The 18,631-nt window shown below is 71.2% G+C and carries 19 protein-coding genes; 9 read left to right on the forward strand and 10 right to left on the reverse strand.

Annotated elements, in window-relative coordinates; genetic code table 11:
* The first annotated feature begins 228 nt into the window (after positions 1-228).
* A complete protein-coding gene (locus ACLZOT_RS01810; RefSeq protein ID WP_416966850.1) occupies positions 229-1,770 on the forward strand; it encodes a cellulose binding domain-containing protein in 1,542 nt (513 codons plus the stop codon).
* 45 nt (positions 1,771-1,815) lie between these two features.
* Here the strand turns inward: ACLZOT_RS01810 and ACLZOT_RS01815 are convergent, their stop codons facing one another.
* From ACLZOT_RS01815 to ACLZOT_RS01825, 3 genes are all read right to left on the reverse strand, one after another.
* Positions 1,816-2,991: a M36 family metallopeptidase gene (locus ACLZOT_RS01815; protein ID WP_416966851.1), complete on the reverse strand. Its 1,176-nt coding sequence runs from the start codon at positions 2,989-2,991 to the stop codon at positions 1,816-1,818.
* Positions 2,992-3,117: 126 nt separating this feature from the next.
* A complete protein-coding gene (locus ACLZOT_RS01820; protein WP_416966852.1) occupies positions 3,118-4,737 on the reverse strand; it encodes a M36 family metallopeptidase in 1,620 nt (539 codons plus the stop codon).
* 237 nt (positions 4,738-4,974) lie between these two features.
* Positions 4,975-5,421: an acyl-CoA thioesterase gene (locus ACLZOT_RS01825; RefSeq protein ID WP_416966853.1), complete on the reverse strand. Its 447-nt coding sequence runs from the start codon at positions 5,419-5,421 to the stop codon at positions 4,975-4,977.
* A gap of 405 nt (positions 5,422-5,826) precedes the next feature.
* Here ACLZOT_RS01825 and ACLZOT_RS01830 point away from each other — a divergent pair, with 405 nt between their 5' ends.
* Positions 5,827-6,102, forward strand: a complete 276-nt coding sequence (locus tag ACLZOT_RS01830; RefSeq protein ID WP_416966854.1) for a hypothetical protein — start codon at positions 5,827-5,829, stop codon at positions 6,100-6,102.
* A gap of 1,343 nt (positions 6,103-7,445) precedes the next feature.
* Positions 7,446-7,859 (forward strand): hypothetical protein, encoded by a 414-nt coding sequence (locus tag ACLZOT_RS01835; protein WP_416966855.1) that lies wholly within the window; start codon positions 7,446-7,448, stop codon positions 7,857-7,859.
* Positions 7,860-7,992: 133 nt separating this feature from the next.
* Here the strand turns inward: ACLZOT_RS01835 and ACLZOT_RS01840 are convergent, their stop codons facing one another.
* Positions 7,993-8,472 (reverse strand): hypothetical protein, encoded by a 480-nt coding sequence (locus ACLZOT_RS01840; protein WP_416966856.1) that lies wholly within the window; start codon positions 8,470-8,472, stop codon positions 7,993-7,995.
* A 99-nt stretch (positions 8,473-8,571) separates the two neighbouring features.
* Here ACLZOT_RS01840 and ACLZOT_RS01845 point away from each other — a divergent pair, with 99 nt between their 5' ends.
* Both ACLZOT_RS01845 and ACLZOT_RS01850 read left to right on the forward strand, forming a co-directional pair.
* A complete protein-coding gene (locus ACLZOT_RS01845) occupies positions 8,572-9,180 on the forward strand; it encodes a hypothetical protein (RefSeq protein ID WP_416966963.1) in 609 nt (202 codons plus the stop codon).
* A complete protein-coding gene (locus ACLZOT_RS01850) occupies positions 9,177-9,830 on the forward strand; it encodes a hypothetical protein (RefSeq protein WP_416966857.1) in 654 nt (217 codons plus the stop codon). The genes ACLZOT_RS01845 and ACLZOT_RS01850 overlap by 4 nt, the downstream gene beginning before the upstream one ends.
* 9 nt (positions 9,831-9,839) lie before the next feature.
* On the opposite strand, the gene ACLZOT_RS01855 is transcribed toward ACLZOT_RS01850, so the two are convergent.
* The 3 genes from ACLZOT_RS01855 to ACLZOT_RS01865 are packed head-to-tail and all read right to left on the reverse strand — an operon-like array spanning position 9,840 to position 11,022.
* Positions 9,840-10,202 (reverse strand): MmcQ/YjbR family DNA-binding protein, encoded by a 363-nt coding sequence (locus tag ACLZOT_RS01855; protein WP_416966858.1) that lies wholly within the window; start codon positions 10,200-10,202, stop codon positions 9,840-9,842.
* Entirely contained in the window at positions 10,199-10,573 is a 375-nt protein-coding gene (locus ACLZOT_RS01860; protein WP_416966859.1) for an MmcQ/YjbR family DNA-binding protein, read from the reverse strand. Before ACLZOT_RS01860 ends, ACLZOT_RS01855 begins: the two co-directional genes overlap by 4 nt.
* Positions 10,574-10,590: 17 nt before the next feature.
* A complete protein-coding gene (locus ACLZOT_RS01865) occupies positions 10,591-11,022 on the reverse strand; it encodes a YybH family protein (RefSeq protein ID WP_416966860.1) in 432 nt (143 codons plus the stop codon).
* A 146-nt stretch (positions 11,023-11,168) separates the two neighbouring features.
* On the opposite strand from ACLZOT_RS01865, the gene ACLZOT_RS01870 reads away from it, so the two are divergent.
* Positions 11,169-12,047 (forward strand): helix-turn-helix domain-containing protein, encoded by an 879-nt coding sequence (locus ACLZOT_RS01870; protein ID WP_416966861.1) that lies wholly within the window; start codon positions 11,169-11,171, stop codon positions 12,045-12,047.
* A 67-nt stretch (positions 12,048-12,114) separates the two neighbouring features.
* On the opposite strand, the gene ACLZOT_RS01875 is transcribed toward ACLZOT_RS01870, so the two are convergent.
* Together ACLZOT_RS01875 and ACLZOT_RS01880 are read right to left on the reverse strand one after the other, a co-directional pair.
* Positions 12,115-12,663 carry an RICIN domain-containing protein gene (locus tag ACLZOT_RS01875; protein ID WP_416966862.1) on the reverse strand — a complete coding sequence of 183 codons (549 nt, stop codon included), beginning with the start codon at positions 12,661-12,663 and terminating at the stop codon, positions 12,115-12,117.
* Positions 12,664-12,856: 193 nt separating this feature from the next.
* Positions 12,857-13,504, reverse strand: a complete 648-nt coding sequence (locus ACLZOT_RS01880; protein ID WP_416966863.1) for a TetR/AcrR family transcriptional regulator — start codon at positions 13,502-13,504, stop codon at positions 12,857-12,859.
* A gap of 151 nt (positions 13,505-13,655) precedes the next feature.
* On the opposite strand from ACLZOT_RS01880, the gene ACLZOT_RS01885 reads away from it, so the two are divergent.
* Together ACLZOT_RS01885 and ACLZOT_RS01890 are read left to right on the forward strand one after the other, a co-directional pair.
* Positions 13,656-14,735: an alkene reductase gene (locus ACLZOT_RS01885; RefSeq protein ID WP_416966864.1), complete on the forward strand. Its 1,080-nt coding sequence runs from the start codon at positions 13,656-13,658 to the stop codon at positions 14,733-14,735.
* Between the two features lie 151 nt (positions 14,736-14,886).
* Complete coding sequence (locus tag ACLZOT_RS01890; RefSeq protein ID WP_416966865.1) at positions 14,887-17,148, forward strand: PA14 domain-containing protein; 2,262 nt, start codon at positions 14,887-14,889, stop codon at positions 17,146-17,148.
* A gap of 45 nt (positions 17,149-17,193) precedes the next feature.
* On the opposite strand, the gene ACLZOT_RS01895 is transcribed toward ACLZOT_RS01890, so the two are convergent.
* On the reverse strand, positions 17,194-17,844 hold the full coding sequence (locus tag ACLZOT_RS01895; RefSeq protein ID WP_416966866.1) for an HAD family hydrolase: 651 nt from the start codon (positions 17,842-17,844) through the stop codon (positions 17,194-17,196).
* A 208-nt stretch (positions 17,845-18,052) separates the two neighbouring features.
* Here ACLZOT_RS01895 and ACLZOT_RS01900 point away from each other — a divergent pair, with 208 nt between their 5' ends.
* Complete coding sequence (locus ACLZOT_RS01900) at positions 18,053-18,622, forward strand: snapalysin family zinc-dependent metalloprotease (RefSeq protein ID WP_416966867.1); 570 nt, start codon at positions 18,053-18,055, stop codon at positions 18,620-18,622.
* Positions 18,623-18,631: the final 9 nt, after the last annotated feature.

The following is an 18,631-nucleotide window of genomic DNA, read 5'->3' on the forward strand; positions in this document are numbered from 1 at the left end:
GTGGGGGGTGCGGGGCGGCAGAGACCGCCGCCGATGATCATTCGCCCCAAGTCGTCAACTCCATAAGGCACTTCATGGCAAAGGTTGCTTAATTTTCAAGTAGGTGAGAGGAGGTGTGAGGGAGCGGTCCCGGCCGCATTATTGGCATGAACCCGACCGGTGGTGCGGGAACCGCGAGATCGGGACTGTCGACGTGCCGGTCATCGGGCCGGCACCAGGGAGGTCACCGTGACAACCGTCCCTCGCGCGCGCCGCACCCGCCGCCGATTACTGCTCACGGCGGTGCTCAGCGTGCTCCTGCTCGCCTCGTCGCTCCTGTCCGGCCTGTCGTCGGCGTCGCCCGCGCGAGCCGCCCTCGCGGACAACACCGGCAACGCCACCCACTTCACCGCCCTCGGAGCACCGTACGGCGGCTGCGGCGTACCGCAGGCACAGCTGGAGTCCCAGAACTTCGTGGCGCTCAACGTGTGGAACACACCGGGCAGTTACGCCGGTCAGCCCACTCCGCGCCCGGTCCCCGCCGGCGACGCCGCCCGCATGGGAGCGTTCGCCAACGGCCTCAACTGCGGCCGCTGGGTCCGGGTGACGATCGGCGACTACTGCACCGGCGTCAACGACGGCGCGGCGGGCCAGGCGTTCTGCCGTAACGGGAGCTGGACGCCTGACCAGTACAACGGCGCGACCCTGGACATGCTGGTCGCCGACAGTTGCGGCGACACCAACGCCTGGTGCCGGGACGACCCCTACCACCTGGACCTGGCGACCCAGTCGCTCAACGCCTTCCAACTCGGCGGGCGGCCGGTGGCGGACATGTACCCGAACCGGTGGAACAACCGGCACATCTCCTGGTCGTACATCCCGGCACCCGGTTACACCGGCGACATCGCGATCGGCTTCGTCCAGAACGCCGCGCAGTGGTGGCCCACCATCGACGTCACCCGCCTGCCCAACGGCATCCACGGGGTGGAGTACTACGACGGCACCGGGTGGGTGTCGGCCACCATGGTCAGCGACCTGGGACAGCAGTACACGATCGGCCCGAACTCCTCGGGCGGCTCGAACTACACCGTCCGGGTCCGCGACGTCGAGGGCAAGCTCGTCCAGGGCGGCCGGACGTACAGCTTCGCCCTGCCGGGGTCCTGCTCCTCCGGCTGCCCCCAGCCGTACACCGGCGTCAGTTACAGCACCGGCGGGAGCGGGGGACTGGACGCGCCGGCGAACCTCGCGGTGACCGCCACCACCACGAGCAGCGTCTCGCTGTCCTGGAGCGCCTCGCCCGGTGCCGTCGGCTACGCCGTGTACCGCGACGGGCAGTTGGCGGGCAGCCCCACCGGCACGTCCTTCACCGACACCGGCCTGACCGCCTCGACCGTCTACACCTACACGGTCAAGGCGCGCGACAACGCCGGAGGCATGTCGGCCGCCTCGGTCGGCGTCTCGGCCACCACCCAGGGCTCGGGGAGCAACTCCGGCTGCACCGCCACCACCAGGCTCGTCAGCTCCTGGTCCGGCGGCTTCACCGGCGAGGTGACGGTCACCAACACCAGCACCTCCACCAGCCGGGGCTGGCGGGTCGGCTGGAGCTGGCCCGGCGGCCAGAAGGTGACGTCCGCCTGGAGCACCCAGCTGACGCAGTCGGGCTCCTCGGTCACCGGCTCGAACGTCGACTACAACGCGGCGATCCAGCCCTCCGGGAAGACGACGTTCGGCTTCAACGCCACCGGGGACTCGGCCGGCCTGCCCGGCACCGCCGTCTGCACCCTCACCTGAACCGCGCGACGGCGCACGGTACGAACCGTGCGCCGCCGCTTTTGATCAGGCGCTGTGCGGGGCGCCGTTGACGAGCAGTTCGGTGGCGTCGAGGAACTTGCACCCCGACGGACCGGAGTCGGCCGCGCAGTCGACGCCGCGCTCGGCGGCCTGGTTGCCGAGCATGGTCAGCCGGACGTAGCGGACGTTCTCGCCGGTGCCGGCCGCGAGGGGCACGGCGTTCTGGCGGCCCGTGTCGGCCGGCCCGAAGTGCCCCTCGGCGGCGACGGCCCAGGCGGTGCCGTCCGCGGACGTCTCGATCCGGTAGTCGCCCAGGGACGCGGTGAGGTCGTCCCCGCAGCCGGCCGTCGGGTCGACGCGCAGCTCGCCGATGTCCACGGCGGCGGGCAGCCGGACGGTGTTGTGGACCGGGTCGACGCCCTTGCCGTCGGTGCCGCCCTTCGCCTCCGAGCCCCACACGGCGGACGCCGCGTCGATCAGACCGGCGGGACCGCAGCCGGAGTCGCCGTAGTCGGGCCCGCTGAAGTCGGCGACCTCGGCCCCGCCGGAGGAGGCCGCCCAGTCGCGGCGCACCTGCCAGTCGACGGCCGTGGAGCCGGCGAGGGTGACGGTGCGCAGCACGGGTTCGTAGCCGGCGCCGCTCGCGTACACCTTGCGGTACGTGCCCTCCGGGACGTCCGGGATGCTGTACGTGCCGTCCGCCTTCGTCACGGCCGACAGGTCGGCGCCGGGGAAGCCGGAGGAGTGGCCGCTGACGCTGACGGCGATCCCGGCCACCGGGGCGCCGGTCGCGCTGTCGGTGACCGTGCCGGTGAGCGCGCGGCGCGGGGTGCCGGGTCCCGGCGGCAGGGAGAAGTCCTCGTCGGGCTTGACGTCGGCGCTCGTGAAGGAGGCGGCGAAGTAGCCCATGCCCCGGTTCGCGAACACCTTCCAGATACGGTCGTGGGCGCGTCCGCCGTTGACGACGGTGTCGGCCTGGAGGATCGCGTTGCGCTGGTCGAGGAAGCTCGGGTCGGCCGGGGACAGCTCCATCGCGCGGGTCACCAGCGACCGCGTGAGCCCGCTGCCCAGCGCGGTGCGCAGGTCCCAGAGGGTCTCGCCCCAGATCTCGCCGTCGGCGTGCACCCCCGGACCGTTGCCGATCTTCCCGTAGTCGCCGTAGGTGTACCCGCCCGGACCCGCGGTCCCGTCTCCCGGGCACCTGGCCGAGGTGGAGCCCACCGGGCAGTCCAGCCCCTGGGAGCGGGTCGGCGCCTGGTCGATCCAGCCCGCCGGGTCGAGCGCCAGCTCGCCGTCGACGTCCCGCCGGTCCTGGCGCAGCCCCTCGGCGGTGAGGAAGTCGAGGGCCTACCAGTCGCTCCACGCCTCGCCCATGGCGCCCGACTGCATGCTGGTGAGCGTCGAGACGCCGTCGGCGTCGACGACCAGCCGGTTGGACAGGCCGTGCGTGTACTCGTGGTAGACGGTGGCCGCGTCGTCACCCCAGTTGCCCTGCACGATCGGGTAGCCGTCCGAGGGGGCGGTCAGGAACAGCTGCATCGTGGGCGGCTGTCCGTCCGGCGGCGTGTTCATGTTGGCGTTGTTCACGTGGTTGCCGTCGGGCAGCCCGTCCCGCACGGCCGCGCCGTCGTCGGTCTGCGCCTGGACGGCGTCGCCGTCGCGGCCGTCGAAGTTGCCGGCGGCGCGGGTGAAGCCGATCGGGGCGGCCTGGAGGTGGCTCTGGAACGTCGACAGGAAGTAGAAGACCTGCGCGGCGTTCTGCTCGCGGTTCGTCCGCCAGGAGTACGGCGTCTTCGCGTCCCAGGAGCACGGCACCGGGGTGCCGCAGCCGTCCCCGGTGAAGGGCTTGAACGGGAACGCGAACGTCCCGTCGGCGGCCGGGGAGATCTCCTCGTCCGCGTCCGCCTCGTTGTTGTCGTTGACGTCGCTGAAGACGTGCGCGGCGGGCCCGGAGAGGGTCTTCGCGTCCGCGGGGAGCCAGCCCCGGAGGGTCAGGTCGCGCGGGTACTGCGTGCCGCCCCGTACGTCTCCCGGGGCGTGGTCCCAGGCCAGCACCTGCCCAGGGCCGAGGAGAGTGCCGGGCGAGGACGGCGACGGCCGCCCGGCACTCGGTGCTGCTCCCGGCGTGCCGGCGTCCCGCAGGTCCGAGGACAGGCTCTGCCGGTGCAGGACCCGGCCGGTGTCCGCGTCGACGACGTGCAGCCACATCCCGTGGCCGTCGGGCGAGGTGACGGTCCGCCAGGCGCGGCGTGCCGTGCCGTCGCCCGTCACGAACGCCACCTGCTTGGCGGCGGCGTCCGTGCCCGTGCCGCCGGCCCGCGCGCCGGCAACGTCCCGTACGGCCGTGCGCTCGGCCTGCGCCGCGCTGATCCCGGCGGGCGGCAGGCTCGCCGGGAGGCCGCGCACGGGGGAGCCGGTCACGTTGATCAGGCGCCCGTCGCGCGAGACGTTCGCCTTGACGCCGTTGCCGAACACCGGGACGCCGCCGACCACTTGGACGAACGACAGGTGGCGGATCCCGGCGACGTCCGTGTACTGCCTGCGCAGCTTCAGGTCGCGGACCTGGCCGGCGGTCAGGCCGAAGACGTCGGGGTGGGCCCGCAGGTAGTCGCGCGCGACGGTTTCCGCGCCGGCGGTGCTGGGCGGCGTCAAGTAGCCGTCCGTCCGGGCCACTTGACGTGCCGTCCCGGTCGCCGGGTCGAGTTCGAGCACGCCCTGTGCGCCGAGCTGCTTCACCAACGCCCTTACGCCGGGCCGCTGTTGGGCCTTCGTGAGGGACGCGTCCTGGCGTATCAGGGTCTGCTGCGAGGGGATCGGCGGCGTCAGGGACGCCGGGGTGCCGCCGGGGTCCGCCGGGGCCTCGGGGGCCGCGTTCGCGGCGCCGGGCAGGAGGGTGACGGTCAGGGCGAGACCCGCCGTCGCAGCGAAGAGCGTCGCGCGAGTTCTTCTCGCGGAGGCTTTCGTCATTGATGCCTCGTGGGGGAGTGGGGGGTGAACGGCCGTACAGGACGGCCGAGTTGGATCTTCAACCTGCCAGTTCCCGCCCACCCGCCGGAAGTCTGAACTTTCAAGTTTCACAGAAAGATCACAGGGAGGCCGAGGCGTCGGATGCCGCGGCCGGCGGGCGCCTCGTCGTCCAGCTGATGCGCGTAGGGCGGGTCGCCCACCCCGACACTGCGGCGATTTCCTGCCGGACGCTGAAGGTCACTCCGCCGGGCGCAGCAGGGAGTGGCACACGGCCCTGAACTGTTCGCTCCAGGACGTGGGGCGCAGTGTCCCGGGGTCGAGGCGTATCACAACGCGGGTGCCATGGGCGTGGGTTACTCCGCCGTCCGCCGCGCAGAGACGGAAGCCGTAGGTCAGGCTGGTCGTTCCGAGCCGCTCGATCCAGAGGTGGACGGCGTACGGGCCGGGGAGGTGGACCGGCTCCTCGTACACGATGCGCAGTTCCTTGACCACGGCGCTGCCGTCGCCGGACGTCTGCCAGTCGATGCGTTCCTGCCACAGCTGGAGCCATGCGCGTTCGGCCAGCAAGGGGTAGCGCGCGTTGTGCAGCATGCCGAGCGCGTCGAGTTCGTCGAAGTGGACGGTGACGGGGATCAGTTGGCCGTAGGGCAGGGCGGGGGCGGAGGCCGGGGTTTCCGTGGTCATGGCAGGCTTTCTGGATCGTTCGGGCAGCGCTGTTGCTGCGGGTCGGTACGAGGTGACGTTCCGGGGGCAGCACGTTGGTCCCCTCGGTCACCGTCTGCGGGCCGCTGTGCCCGTTGAAGTCGGTCGCGACGGCGGACGGTCTCGTGTCCGAGGGGTTTCATCGGCTCCTGTGATGAATGGTGTCGTCACGCTTTCACTCTCGGACCGCGACAAGAGGACAACCAGTACCCCCTGCGACGGTAGGACTGCCAGTACCAGGCACAACAGCTGTCCGGCGGACATACTCGTCGAGTGCGTGAGGCCTTCGGCGCGAAATTGCTCCGCTGGCGCGACCGGATTCTCCTGGATCAGTGTCTTGGTCTTCCGCCATCCCCCACATTGAATTGAAAAGAGAGTGACATTCTCATGAAGAAGCGATTTGCTTCCGCACTTGCCACAGCGGCGATAACTGCCGCCGTCACCATTTCGGCGGCAGGCGTTGCGTCTGCGGCGGGGCAGCCGGCGGGAGCGCAGGTGGTCGGACGCGGCCTGGACGCCCAGGTGGGTGTCGCATACGCGCAAGCTCAGACCCAAGCGCGCAACGAGTGCGCGTCCAGGCAGGTCGTCCAGCGCGTCAGCCAGGACATCCAGCAAGCCCCCAGTGGCAAGTGGTCGGTGGTTCTGGTTCTGGTCTGCGGCTGACCGGACCGCCTCGGAGCAACGGCCGACCTGGGTGAGTGCCACCGGGTCGGCCCGCTCCTGGCTGTCCCGAACCCTAAAGCAGGCGGTCAGGTCCGCGACGGGCGCCACCTCCGAATTACTGCGCCATGCCTCTACGGCGGCCGGCTGCCACATCTTTCCCCGGTTTTCTAGCCGTCACCCTCCCCCCACTTGTGTGTGCGGCCGATTTGGGTGCCGCGCTTTTCAAGACCAAGTGAAACCGTGCGGTCGGACCTAATCGTCGCGTCACCGATATCGTCGGCGCCTCGACCTCGGCGTCTCGGGATCAGGAAGCCGGGCATCGGGTCGGCGAAGCTGAAAAGGTGGGTACGTGGTTGTGCGCCTGGTGCGTCTACCGTGCGGGGACCGTCCGCGTGGGTCATCACGCCGCCCGACCGCCACCGACGCAGCGAGTTCAGGGCAACCATGGTTACGGACAACCCGGGTGCGACCAAGCGGCCTGAGCAAGTCGGAGTGGATGCCCTGGTTGAACGGAGTGTCGAGGTCCGAGCCGATCCAGCTGACCCGCGCGTAGTACTCGTGGAGCGAGATGGCGGGCTCGTCGGGGACCGCCTCGGCCAGCACCGTGGGAAGGAAGAAGACCTGCCCGGCCAGGTGACCCGCCAGCCCCTTGACGCTGAGCTTCGCCAGTGCCGAGGGGCTGGTGCCAGTGGCTCCCTCGCCTGCGAGAGGCCCGACTCGCGGCGGAATCCCGGGCCGGTCCGGGTGAACGGAGCCCGTGGTGGATCTGTGCGGCAACGGGCCTCCTGGGCGAGATCGGCCGACCGCGACCGCGTCTCCACCGAGAGGCCCGTTCCTTTACGCTCACCCCACCGCCCCGGCACGTGTCAGGGCGCAGAGTTCACACGGTCCATCAGTTCGTGGAACGCCACCGTGTCCAGATGGGCACGCGCCCGCACCACGAGGCCCGGCGGAAGGCGCCACCCAGCAGTAGTCGTTGCGGTACGGCAGGCCGTCGAGAGCGATCACTTCGCCGGTGAACAGCGCGACAACCGTGTCACGGCCGGTGGCGTCATCCGCAGGTTCGTCTTCAGGCGGGTGAGGACCGGCGAGGCCGCTGTCGCGGGCCCGCCTGACAGGAACGGATGGTGCCCGGCAACGCGGCGGCGCACGGCGTGGGTCGGGGCTGAGCGCTGGCAGGCGGTCCGCGTTTCCCGTACAGCCGTGTCGCGTGTGGTGGAGCGGAGGAGATGTCGTGGAGAGGGCCGGTTGGCCTGATCTGTCGTGGCCGCACTCGGGTGCCACGTGGAGACTGAGGCGGTTCCCGGCCGACGGCCACGACCGATTCGAGCCCTGGAGGCCACATGCGTACCCCCCTAGCCGTAGCCGGTACGGTCGCGCTGATCGCGGGCACGTTCCTGGGCGCTCCCGCGAGCGCGCACACCGCCGACGACCCGATCAGCGAGTTCGACGTCACCATCGGCAACACGTACACCCGGGGTCTGATCAGCTGGTCGGACCGGGGCGTCTATGTGACCGGGGAGCACAAGTCGGTGAGCGCCGACACCCTGGCGACCTGCCGGGCGACGCGGGCCTACACCCTGGACACCCACGACGGACAACTGGGGGACGAGCTCAGCCCGAACGTCGTCTGCGGCTCCAGCCTCCGCTTCAACATGACCGTGCCGGCCGACGTCCCCGGCGGCGCCGCGGTCGTACGGATCTGCCTCACCGACGGTCTCCACAAGCCGCTGCGGTGCGAGCGCTACGGCCGCTGATCCCGGTCTGCCGACCGGCCGGAGCGGCTCGCCTCGGTGGATGCGGTGGTGGGTCCCGTTTCCGAAGCGCGGCCCGGCCCGTCCGACGTGCAGATGTCGATTCAGGGGGAACCTTCCGCGGGACCTTGACCTCTCAGTCGATTCCCAGAGGCCCGACGCCCAGGTCCTCGCGCATGAGGCTCCGCATCCGCGCCATCGCCTTGCGCCGACGCTCGATCAGAGGCGCGTCGTCGGCGGAGCCGACCGCCACTCCGCGGGCATAGGCGTCGCGGATCGCGCGCAGACAGTGGAACGCCTCGTTCCCTGCCTCCACGACCTGCGGCGGGCCCACCAGCCACAGACGCTCGCTCGCCGTGTAGATCCCGGTGCCCCGCACGGCCTCCCGCACCGCCGCGTCCCGCGCCGACTCGGACCTGTGGTCGCCCAGAGCGACGGCCCGTATCTCCTCACCGGCGGCCTTGAGGGCGGAGACGTACTCCGTGTACACCTCACGCCTCACCTCCAGCGCATGCCTGGCCTCCTCCCGCCGCCAACGGCTGCGATCGGCGGTCAGTGTGGCCGCGATGCCGATACCGGCACCGGTCAGTGTGGAGAGCAGGGGCATCCAGTCCATGGGCCGCACCATAAGGGGAGTACACGCGGGTTCCTGACTCTGCCCGAGTATCCCGTGGCGGTGTGGCACCGGGTCCGGCATCATCCCTGGGTGATCGTGATGCAGCCCGTTCTGGAGATCTTCGCCGCAGACGGCTTCGCGCTCTGGCCGGTCGCCGGGCACGAGTCGTACGGCTACCTCGTACTGGACGGGAAGCTGAGGGCTGCGGAGGTCGGCACGGCGGTCATGCGGATCGCCGACTACAACGACTTCGAGCCGGAGGAGGAGCACGGGCCGTGCCCGACCGACCCGCTCGGCGCGTTCCTGCACGGGCTGCTCACCCTGCCCGATCTGTGCGCCGCCGGCGGGTTCAGGGTGACCGACACAGCCACCGGCACCGTCTTCGTCGAGCCGGGCTGCTGCAACGGCCTGGAGACCTGGCGGGAATGGCGGGAGGTGCTGGACGGCACCGGCTGCTCCTCCTTCGGCCACGACCCGTCCTCGACGGCCGAGCGTGTCGGCGACACCGTCCGGCTGACTCTCGACGCCGACGCGAAGGACGGAAGCCCGGCGATCGACCTGCCGGTGGACCAGGTGCGCGCGCTCGTCACCGGTGCCGAGGCGGACCTGCGGGACTTCCACCGCCTTGCCGGAACCTGGGCCGCACACCACCTGCCGACACACGCCGCCGCCATCACGGCCGCCTTGGCCCGGGCACTGGCCCTATGACCAGCTTCCTGACCCACCGGGCGCGGGTGCACGACACCTGGCTTCCCCTCCACCGTCGGCACAGCGCGCTGCGTACGTGCCTCACTGTCTTTGCTCCCTACGGCCTGCGGGCGACCTACCACCACCTCACGCTGAGCGCCGCGATCCCCCGACGGCTGGAGGCGGACCCGGACGCGTTGGCCCGGGCGGTGGAGGAACTGCACGAGGCGCGGGTGCTGTGGCTCGCGCGGGCGGAGGAGTACGCCGTGCGGCGCCGGGCGGAGAAACGGGCCGGGCGGCGGGCCGTACCGAACCCTCGGCCGTGGTGGCTGCGGAACTGGTGGGATAGCCCGGAGCGGGCATGGTTCGACGACCCGTTCCGCCACCCGCCGCTGCGACTGTCCGAGTACGTCCGGCGGCAGAACGCGCTTCTGGACGGCGCCGATCTGCCCGGCTGCCCGGCGTGCGGGGACGAGGGGCCGCGTGTGCTGACCTCGACCGGGCACGGCTGGGTCGAACTGTGCCGTGGGTGCGCGTGGGTGCCGGCGCCATGTCCGTGCGGCCAGTGGCACCGGTTCGTACCGGAGACCCCGTTCAACTGGAACGGGGTCTGGCGGCGGGCGCACATGGGCGATGACGGCCTGCCGAACCCCCACTGGCCTGCGAGCTAGCCACCCTGTTCAGGGCCCGGTCGAGGAACTGTTCGTCGAGCCCCGTACGAGGTCGTAGGAGTCCGTGACCAGCTCCTCGACCAGGGCCGCGGTGATGCCCGGGCCGGTGCCCACGGAGATCCAGTGGGTCTTGTCGAGGTAGCGGCCGACGCTGATCGAGGGGTGGGTCGCGCGCAGCCGCCGTCCGTGTTCCGGCTCCGCCTTGACGGTGATGATCCGCTCGGCGGGGTCGTCGGTGACGATCAGGAAGACTTTCCCGGCGACCTTGTGGACGTCGAGGCCGGGGGAGAAGGGGCGGCTGCTCACGGTGCCGGGCAGGGTTTCGGCCGTGCGGCGTGCCGTACGTTGCAGCCGCTCCCCGGTGAGGGTCACCGCCCGCGGGGCGCCGGGGTCATCGGCCGCCGCGTCTTCGGCAGGCCCTCGACCACCAGCCGGTAGGAGTCGGTGACCAGCTCCTCGACCAGGCCCTCGTCGAGGGCACCGCCGTGCAGGGTGATCCAGTGCTTCTTGTTCATGTGATAGCCGGGAGTGATCTCCGCGTACTGCTGACGCAGCGCCGCCGCGTCGTCGGGAGCGGACTTGAGGATCACCATCGGCTCCCCGGTCACCTCGGTGACCAGCATGAACACCTTGCCGCGGACCTTGTGTACGTCCCACTCGGGGCCGAAGGGATGCGCCAGCTCCGTGCCGGGCAGCCCCTCGGCGCACCGAGCGGCCAGCCGCTGTACGTCCGTGCCGTCCATGACGCGCACCTTCCGGGTCAGGACGCGACAGCCTCGGTCGCCGTCCGGCTGAACGCCCAGTTGGAGTGCACGATCCGCCACTCGCCGTCGATCAGACGGTACGCCTCCGTGGAGTTCCAGGCCCGCAGCTGCCGCTCCTTGCCGTCGCCGTCGAGGACGTACGTGTCGAGGTTGTAGGCGAGGACCGCGAAGTCGCCGTCCTCGCTGACGTGCACGACGGGGTTGAGGTACTCGCTGCGCACGATGTGCGGGTTCGTGTAGATCGCGTCGATGTGGGCGATCACCTGGTCGCGGCCCACGAGCACGTCCTTGAGGATGGGGTCGAAGTAGCTGATCTCCTCGGCGTAGTTGTCGAGGTAGCCGCGGTTGTCACCGGCGCTCCACCGCTCGTTGAACGACTTCTCCAGCTCCAGAACCGTCTTGCCGATCGCTGCCTTGTCGACGCTCATGACTGTGTCCTCCGTGGGTGTGTGCATGCCGGTACCGGACGGCACCGGCGGCCCGCTGTCGCGGACCCGAGATCCACTCTGTCCCGCGCCGGCCCGGTTGGAGCCTAGACTGCGGACACATGATGGTCACTGGCGGACAACCCGGTATGGACGAGACCACCCCGCTGTTCGGTTTCCGGCCGCCCGCCGGGACCCCGTACAGCCTGGAGGTCACCACGATCGAGGACTTCCACACCGACCACGACGACTGGCCCTGGAACCCGCCCCGCCCCGGCCGGGCCACCTTCCACTACCTGATCCTCGTGACGTCCGGCGTACTGAGACACGACGTCGACCACGTCACCCGGACCGTCACCCCCGGCCGATGGCTCTGGGTACGCCCCGGACACACCCAGTGCTGGCACCCGCCCGCCGACGCCACCGGCCCCTTCATCCTCTTCGAGCCGGACGTCCTGGACACCGCCACCGCCCGCCTCCTCGCCCCCGTCACCGCGCACGACGCACCCGCCGTCCTCACCCCCCACCCGGACGACGCCCCCTGGGCCGAACGCACGGCCCGTCAACTCCTCGACGAACACCGCGCCCTGGGCCGACGCCCCCTCGACCTCCACCACGCGCTGCGCCGCAACCTCCTCCAAGCTCTCCTGCTGCGCCTCGCCCACGGCACCGGCACCCCGGCCGGCCCCTCACCCACCACCCGCCGGGCCGCGCTCCACCAACGGTTCCTCGACACCCTGGAGCTCCGCTTCCGCGAACTGCACCACGTGGACGACTACGCCCGGCTGCTGGGCTGCTCGGTCCGCACCCTCACCCGCGCCGCCCAGGACGCCGGCCACGACGGCGCCCGCCAGGTCATCGACCGACGCCGCCTCCTCGAAGCCCGCCGCCTCCTCGGCCCCGCCGGCTGGCCCGCCGCCACCGTCGCCGCCCACCTGAACTTCCCCGACTCCGCCGACTTCGGCCGTTTCTTCCGCCACCACACGGGCCACGCCCCCGGAGCCTGGGCGGCGCAGCAAAGCAGCTGAGACGCCGTCCCGGAAACGCCGGGGGAGGGGCCGCCGAAAGCGGTCCCTCCCCCCAGGGCCGACTGGGTCAGAAGCCCAGCTTCCACTTCTGGTAGCCCCCGCCGTTGCAGCCCGTCACATAGGCGGCGCCGGCGTAGTTGCTGTCCACGCAGGTGTTGAACAGGACGTTCGTGAGTTCGATCTGGTCCCAGCTCGACCCCTTGGCGGCGAAACGCTGGTTCCAGTTGGGGTTGCTGGATTCGTCGCACCAGTAGGTCATCAGCGCGCCGTTGGCGTTGACGTGCAGGCACCTTCCGGTCGCCTTGTTCTTCAGCTGGACGATGTCATAGGCGTCGTGGCGGACGTAGATCGGCTGCCAGGTCTGGTACGCGTTCCCCTGCTGGCAGGGCAGCGTGTAGATGCTCCCCGTGCCGTCGGCGTCCAGACAGCGCCCGGTCTCCCAGTTGCGCAGGAAGTTCTCCCCGACGTAGGCGGAGGCGGGGGTCGTGCTCATGAACAGCGCCCCCACGGACATCCCCACGGCGAGGGCCGCCGTCGAACCCCGGCGGGCGAAACGCCCGAGCCCGGTCCGGACGGAGGACCGCGCGTCCGTCTTCAGTTCTTCCGTGTTCGCCATGCCTGGCTCCTCTTCTCCCCTGGATGAATCGCCGATCGGAACAGGGGCGGCCGCCCTCGGACGACGATGCTGCCAGCCGGGCGGGGCCGATCCGGCGCCGTCGGCTCCTGAGCGGCTAAGTACAGGGAAACCGGACGCGAACCTGCCGGGCCGGTGAGCACGGGAGCGCGTTGAAGGGTGGGTGAACAGCGGGTCAGGCGGTCGGCGACGGCGGCCTCGCGTGTCCTCCCTCCGTCAGCGCGCCCATCGCCTGATCGAGCAGGACGGCGAGGGGGACCGAGCCCTCGCAGGCCACCCACGCTCGCGCGGCCGCGTCCAGGCAGGCGAGGGCGGCTGTGACCAGCGCGGCCGGCCGGGGATCCGTCGGCCGGGCGGCACCGGCTTCCAGTCGCCCGGCGATCTCCGGCACCAGCTCTTCCTGCCACTTCAACTGCTTCTCGAAGTGCCGGGCACGCAGTGACGGTGTCTCCTGCAGCATGCGCAGAAAGCTCAGCGTCTGCTCGGGTGCTTCCTCGTTCACCCGCACCAGGACGTCGAACGCCCGGCGCAGCGCCACCCAGGGCCGCTCCTCGTCGGGGCGGGCGGCGAGCGCTTCCGCGACGTGCTGGCCGTCGCCCTCCAGGCCGACCAGCACGATGTCTTCCTTCGTCCCGAAGTACCGGAACAGGCTGGCGCGCGACAGGCCCGCTTCGGCGGCGATCTGGTCGGCGGTCGTCCGCTCGAAGCCCTGGGAGGTGAAGAGCCGGAGCGCCACCTCGGTCACTTCCGCGCGGACTGTCGCCCGCATGCGTTCACGCAGACCGGGGGGCTTCGGTGAGGTGTGGTCGGAGGAGTGGGTCATACGAGAAATGTTACATCTGCGACTCACCTTGAGACTGAGTCTCAAAGAGATGTAGAGTCTCTCGGTAGAGGGTCCAGTCGAACGGAATGCCGCGAAACGGCACCCTGCCGCCTGCCTCCGTCACCCCACCTGCTCTTCGAGGGAAACCGCTATGACTACCGCATTCGACCCGATCGACCTGGGCGGCAAGGCGCTGGCCAACCGCATCGCGATGGCGCCGATGACCCGCAGCCGCGCCGACGCCTCCACGGCCACGGCGACGGAGCTGATGGCCACCTACTACGCCCAGCGCGCGAGCGCGGGCCTGATCATCACCGAGGGCATCCAGCCGTCGGTCGTCGGCCAGGGCTACACCAACACCCCCGGCCTGCACTCCGCGGCACAGGTCGACGCCTGGCGGAAGGTGACCGATGCTGTCCACGCCCGGGGCGGCACGATCTTCGCGCAGCTCATGCACACCGGCCGGATCGGCCACCCCAGCCTGCTGCCCGACGGACTCACCCCCGTGGCCCCCTCCGCCGTCACCCCGGCGGGCCAGGTGTTCACCTACGAGGGCCCCCAGGACTACGTCACGCCCGAGGAGCTGGACGGGGACGACATCACCCGGACGATCGCCGACTACGCCGACGCCGCGCGCAACGCGATCGCCGCGGGTTTCGACGGCGTGGAGATCCATGGGGCGAACGGCTACCTGATCCACCAGTTCCTCGCCCCCAACACCAACCTGCGCACCGACAACTGGGGAGGCGGCGCCGCGGACCGGGTCCGCTTCGGCATCGCGGTCGCCACGGCCGTCACGGAGGCGATAGGCGGCCACCGGACCGGCTTCCGCATCTCCCCCGGCAACCCCTACAACGACATCGCCGAGACCGACCCGGCGGACGTGCTGGAGACCTACACCGCCCTGACGGCCGGTCTCGCCCGGCTGGACCTCGCCTACCTCCACCTGCTGGAGGGTCCGGACCGCGACCTGACCGCCCGGCTGCGCAAGGACTGGCCGGCGGCGTTCGTCCTCAACCCCTTCACCCACCCCGAGACCACCGGACCCGACGCCCTCGCCCGCATCGAGGACGGCACCGCGGACATGATCACCTTCGGTGCGATGTTCCTGGCCAACCCGGACCTGCCCGCCCGCCTCGCGGCAGGAGGTCCCTACAACACCCCCGACGCGGCCACCTTCTACGGCGGTGACCACCGCGGTTACACCGACTACCCGACGCTGACCGGCTGACACGAGTGGGCCCCTCACCCCGGGGCGGGGGAGAAGTGGTTGACGTGATTCCGCGCGAACCCCCTTTCGTCAGCGATCTTGTGAATGGCACCATCAGGCCGACATGCACAGGTTGTTCACATCTCCTGACCGAAAAGGCGACCGTCGGCACATGCGTATATCCCCCGGCGTGGCACGCCGCACCACGGGTGTGGCCGTGCTTTCCCTGGCCACGGCCCTGACCGGACTGGCCTTCCCCGCCCCCGCGCAGGCGGCCGTGACCTGCGCGCCCGGCGCGTGGAAGGCCCAGTACTACGCCAACGCGACCCTCACCGGCACCCCGAGGGCCACCGTCTGTGATGCCGCCATCGCCGAGAACTACGGCCTCGGCGACCCCGCCGGAGTCACCCTGCCGAGGGACAGGTTCGGTGTCCGCTGGACCACCACCCGCGACTTCGGCTCCGGCGGCCCCTTCGACCTCACCCTCGCCGTCCAGGACGGCGCCCGCGTCTACCTCGACGGCTCCCGCAAGATCGACCTGTGGCGCGACGTCAGCCGGACACAGAAGAAGACCCTCCGCCTCACCGTCCCGCGCGGAACCCACACCCTGCGCGTGGACTTCGCCGCCTTCACCGGCGCCGCGGACATCACCTTCGCCTACCGGCCCGTCACCGGCGCCGCCGACAGGACCGCGCCCCTGACCCCGGCCGGCGTGAAGGCCGCCTACGCCCCGGCCACCCTGAAGGCGACCCTGGCCTGGTCCCGCAATCCCGAGCTGGACCTGGCCGGTTACCGCGTCTACCGCCGCACGGCAGGCACCGCCGGCTGGAGCCCGCGCACCAGCACGCCGATCACCGGCACCGGCTTCACCGACACACCCCCGGCCACCGGCGCCACGTACGAGTACGCCCTGCGCGCAGCCGACCGCACCGGCCACCTCTCCCCGCTGTCCGCCCCGGCCCGCGTCGTCAGCGCCGACCGGACGGCCCCCGCCACCCCGACCGGGCTCGCGGCCACGTACGACGACCTCGGCGCCCGGCTCTCCTGGTCCGCGGTGACCGGGGCGAACGCCTACGAGGTGCAGCGCTCCCTCGCGCCCGAAGGACCGTTCGCCCCCCTCGCCACGCCCACACAGAGCACCGCCCTGACCGACCCCGCCGTCACCGTGGGCACGACCTACCACTACCGCGTACGCGCCCTGGACAGCGCGGGCAACGCCTCCGCTTACTCCGCGCCCGTCCGACTCGCCGCGACCGAGCCCAAACCCCTGCCGCCGACCGCCGTTTCGGCCAACGGCTGGGTCGACCGCAACACCGTCGGCTGGCGGTACACCGGCAACGCCGCCCACCGGTTCCACGTCTACGCCGCCGAGTCCGCCGACGGCCCCTGGACCCGGCTGACCGACACCCCGGTCACCGGCTCCGCGTACGACGACTTCGCGGCGCCCGTCGGCCGGGCACGCCACTACCAGGTCAGGACGGTCACGGCGCGCGGCACGGAGTCCGACCCGTCGGCGACGGCCTCCGCCACCCGCACCGGCGACGTCACCCCGCCGCACATGCCGTACGGCCTGGACGCGTGGGACGGCACCGACGGCGTGCACATCGCCTGGACGGCCAACTCCGACGACACGGACCACTACCTCGTGATGCGCAAGCCGATGTTCGGCGCGTGGGAGCAGATCGCCGTGGTGCGGGGCGCCTCGTACCTGGACGCCGCCGCTCAGGTCGACGTGCAGTTCGGCTACACCGTCCGCGCCGTCGACGCGGCCGGCAACGTCTCTCCCCTGCCCGAGCCCGGCTACGGCACCGTCTACGGCAAGCGTCTGCCCGTCCGCGAGAAGCCGGCCGCACCCGCCTCGGTGACCGCGACGGCCGCGAACGGCGACGTCACGGTGGAGTGGACCGCGAGCACCTCGGCCGACGTGGCCGGCTACTACGTCTACCGCACGACCTCCCCGGACCCGACGTCGGCGTACTCGGTCTCTCCGCTGCTCACCGGAACGACGTTCACGAACGAGAACGTGCCCGCCGGCAAGACCTGGTACTACGTCGTACGCGCCGTCAGCACGTACAGCATGTGGTCCGACTTCTCGCCGGTGGCCGAGGCCACGGTGCCCTGCCCGGCCATGACCGCGCCGCCCACTCCCCGGATCACCGGAGGCGGCAGGGGCGCGGACCACGTCCGGCTCGACTGGGAGGCGGGAGCGTGCGACCAGGGAGCCACCGTCTCGTACAACGTCTACCGCTCCACATCCGCCTCGGACGTCTTCACCCCTGAACACCGCATCGCCACGGGCGTGACCCGGCCGACGTACACGGACCCGGCCCTGGCCCGCGCGTATTACTACTACGTCGTCACGGCCGTGGCCGCCGACGGCACCGAATCGGCGCCGCAGTCCAGGCCGTTCGAGATCTCGACGCAGGCGCCCTGAGACGCGAGGCACCGGGGAGCCCCTGCGGATACGGCGGGCCGTGTCTCATCCCGCCGTTCTGACGACGTGTCCGATCGCGGTCGCGACGTCCTCGGCGACATGGGTGGGCCGGTAGGAGGCCTGGGCCCACGGCTGCCCGTTCGACACCCACACGCTGCGCAGCCCGAGCGCGTCGGCGCCCGCGATGTCGGCGTGCGGGGAATCGCCGATGACCCACGCGCCCGCGAGCGACGCTCCGACGGCGGCCGCGGCAGCGTGAAAGATCTCCGGTCCGGGTTTCCCGCGGCCGACCGCCTCGGAGATCACCCAGCCCTGGACGAGCCGATCGAGCCCGGTACGACGGATCTTGGCTTCCTGCTGGACGGTGCGGCCGTTGGTGACGATCACACAGGTCCAGCCGGCGGTCAGCGCTTCGGCCAGGGCCTCCCGGGACGGGTCGGCCAGTACGACGCGATCGGCGGCGCCATGGTCGAGCAGGGCGTGGACGGCCGCTTCGGGCACCGTGTCCCGGTACCGGTCGGTCATGGCCGCGGCGACATCCTGGCGGGCGGTGTAGCCGCCGGCGTCGAGAGTCGTCACCCAGGTGAGGTCGGTGTCGGGGAGGCGATGCTCGGAGAGGAACGCGGCAACGGCCTCACGGAAGGCGGCGTCGCGGTCGACCAGGGTGTTGTCGAGGTCCAGCATCAGCAGCGGCATGACCGGGAGTAGACCACGGGCGGTGATCTCGGGGCAGGTGGGTTTCGTGCAACTTCCTTTCCGGAGAGGGTTCGTGACGGAGAATGTGTATGACAGGTGCATGACCTGATGGGGTTCCGGGGCATACCATCGCAAGGCCCCGAAGGGCGGCCGACGGCACAACCGGCCCCACCGGGGCCTGACCCCCCCCACAGATGAAGGAGCAGCAATGCCCCTCAGCACATGGCTCAAGGCAGGCACGTGCGCCGCGGCGCTCACCCTCGCCATGGCGGGCGTCGCGACCGCCGCCCCCGTGAGTGAATCGACCGCCGACCGGCTGGCGGTCGTGACCCTCCGGTACGACGACAGCCGCGCGGGAGGCTGGGAAGCCGCGATCGCGGCCGGAGTCGCCTCGTGGAACGCGAACGTCAGCAACGTCAGGCTGGTGGAGGCTGCACCCGGTGCGAGTGCCGAGATCGTGATCGTCGCCACCACGGGCTGGCCGCAGGCCACGCTCGGCCCCGTCCGCCCCGGCCGCCAGGTCCGCGTCGAACTCGGCAGCCAGGCCGTGAGCGACGGCTACGACAAGACCCGGATCGCCGCCCACGAACTGGGCCACAGCCTCGGCCTGCCGGACACCAAACCCGGCCCCTGCTCCCAGCTGATGTCGGGCTCCAGCGCGGGCACGGCCTGCACCAACGCCGTACCCGACACGAGGGAACGCTCCCGCGTGCAGACCAACTACGCGAGCGCCACCCTCGTACCCACGGCCGGCCGCACCCTCGTCGACGCCCCCTGACCCCGACGG

Origin of the sequence: Streptomyces sp. 4F14 (assembly GCF_048159485.1) — a bacterium.
GTDB lineage: Bacteria > Actinomycetota > Actinomycetes > Streptomycetales > Streptomycetaceae > Streptomyces.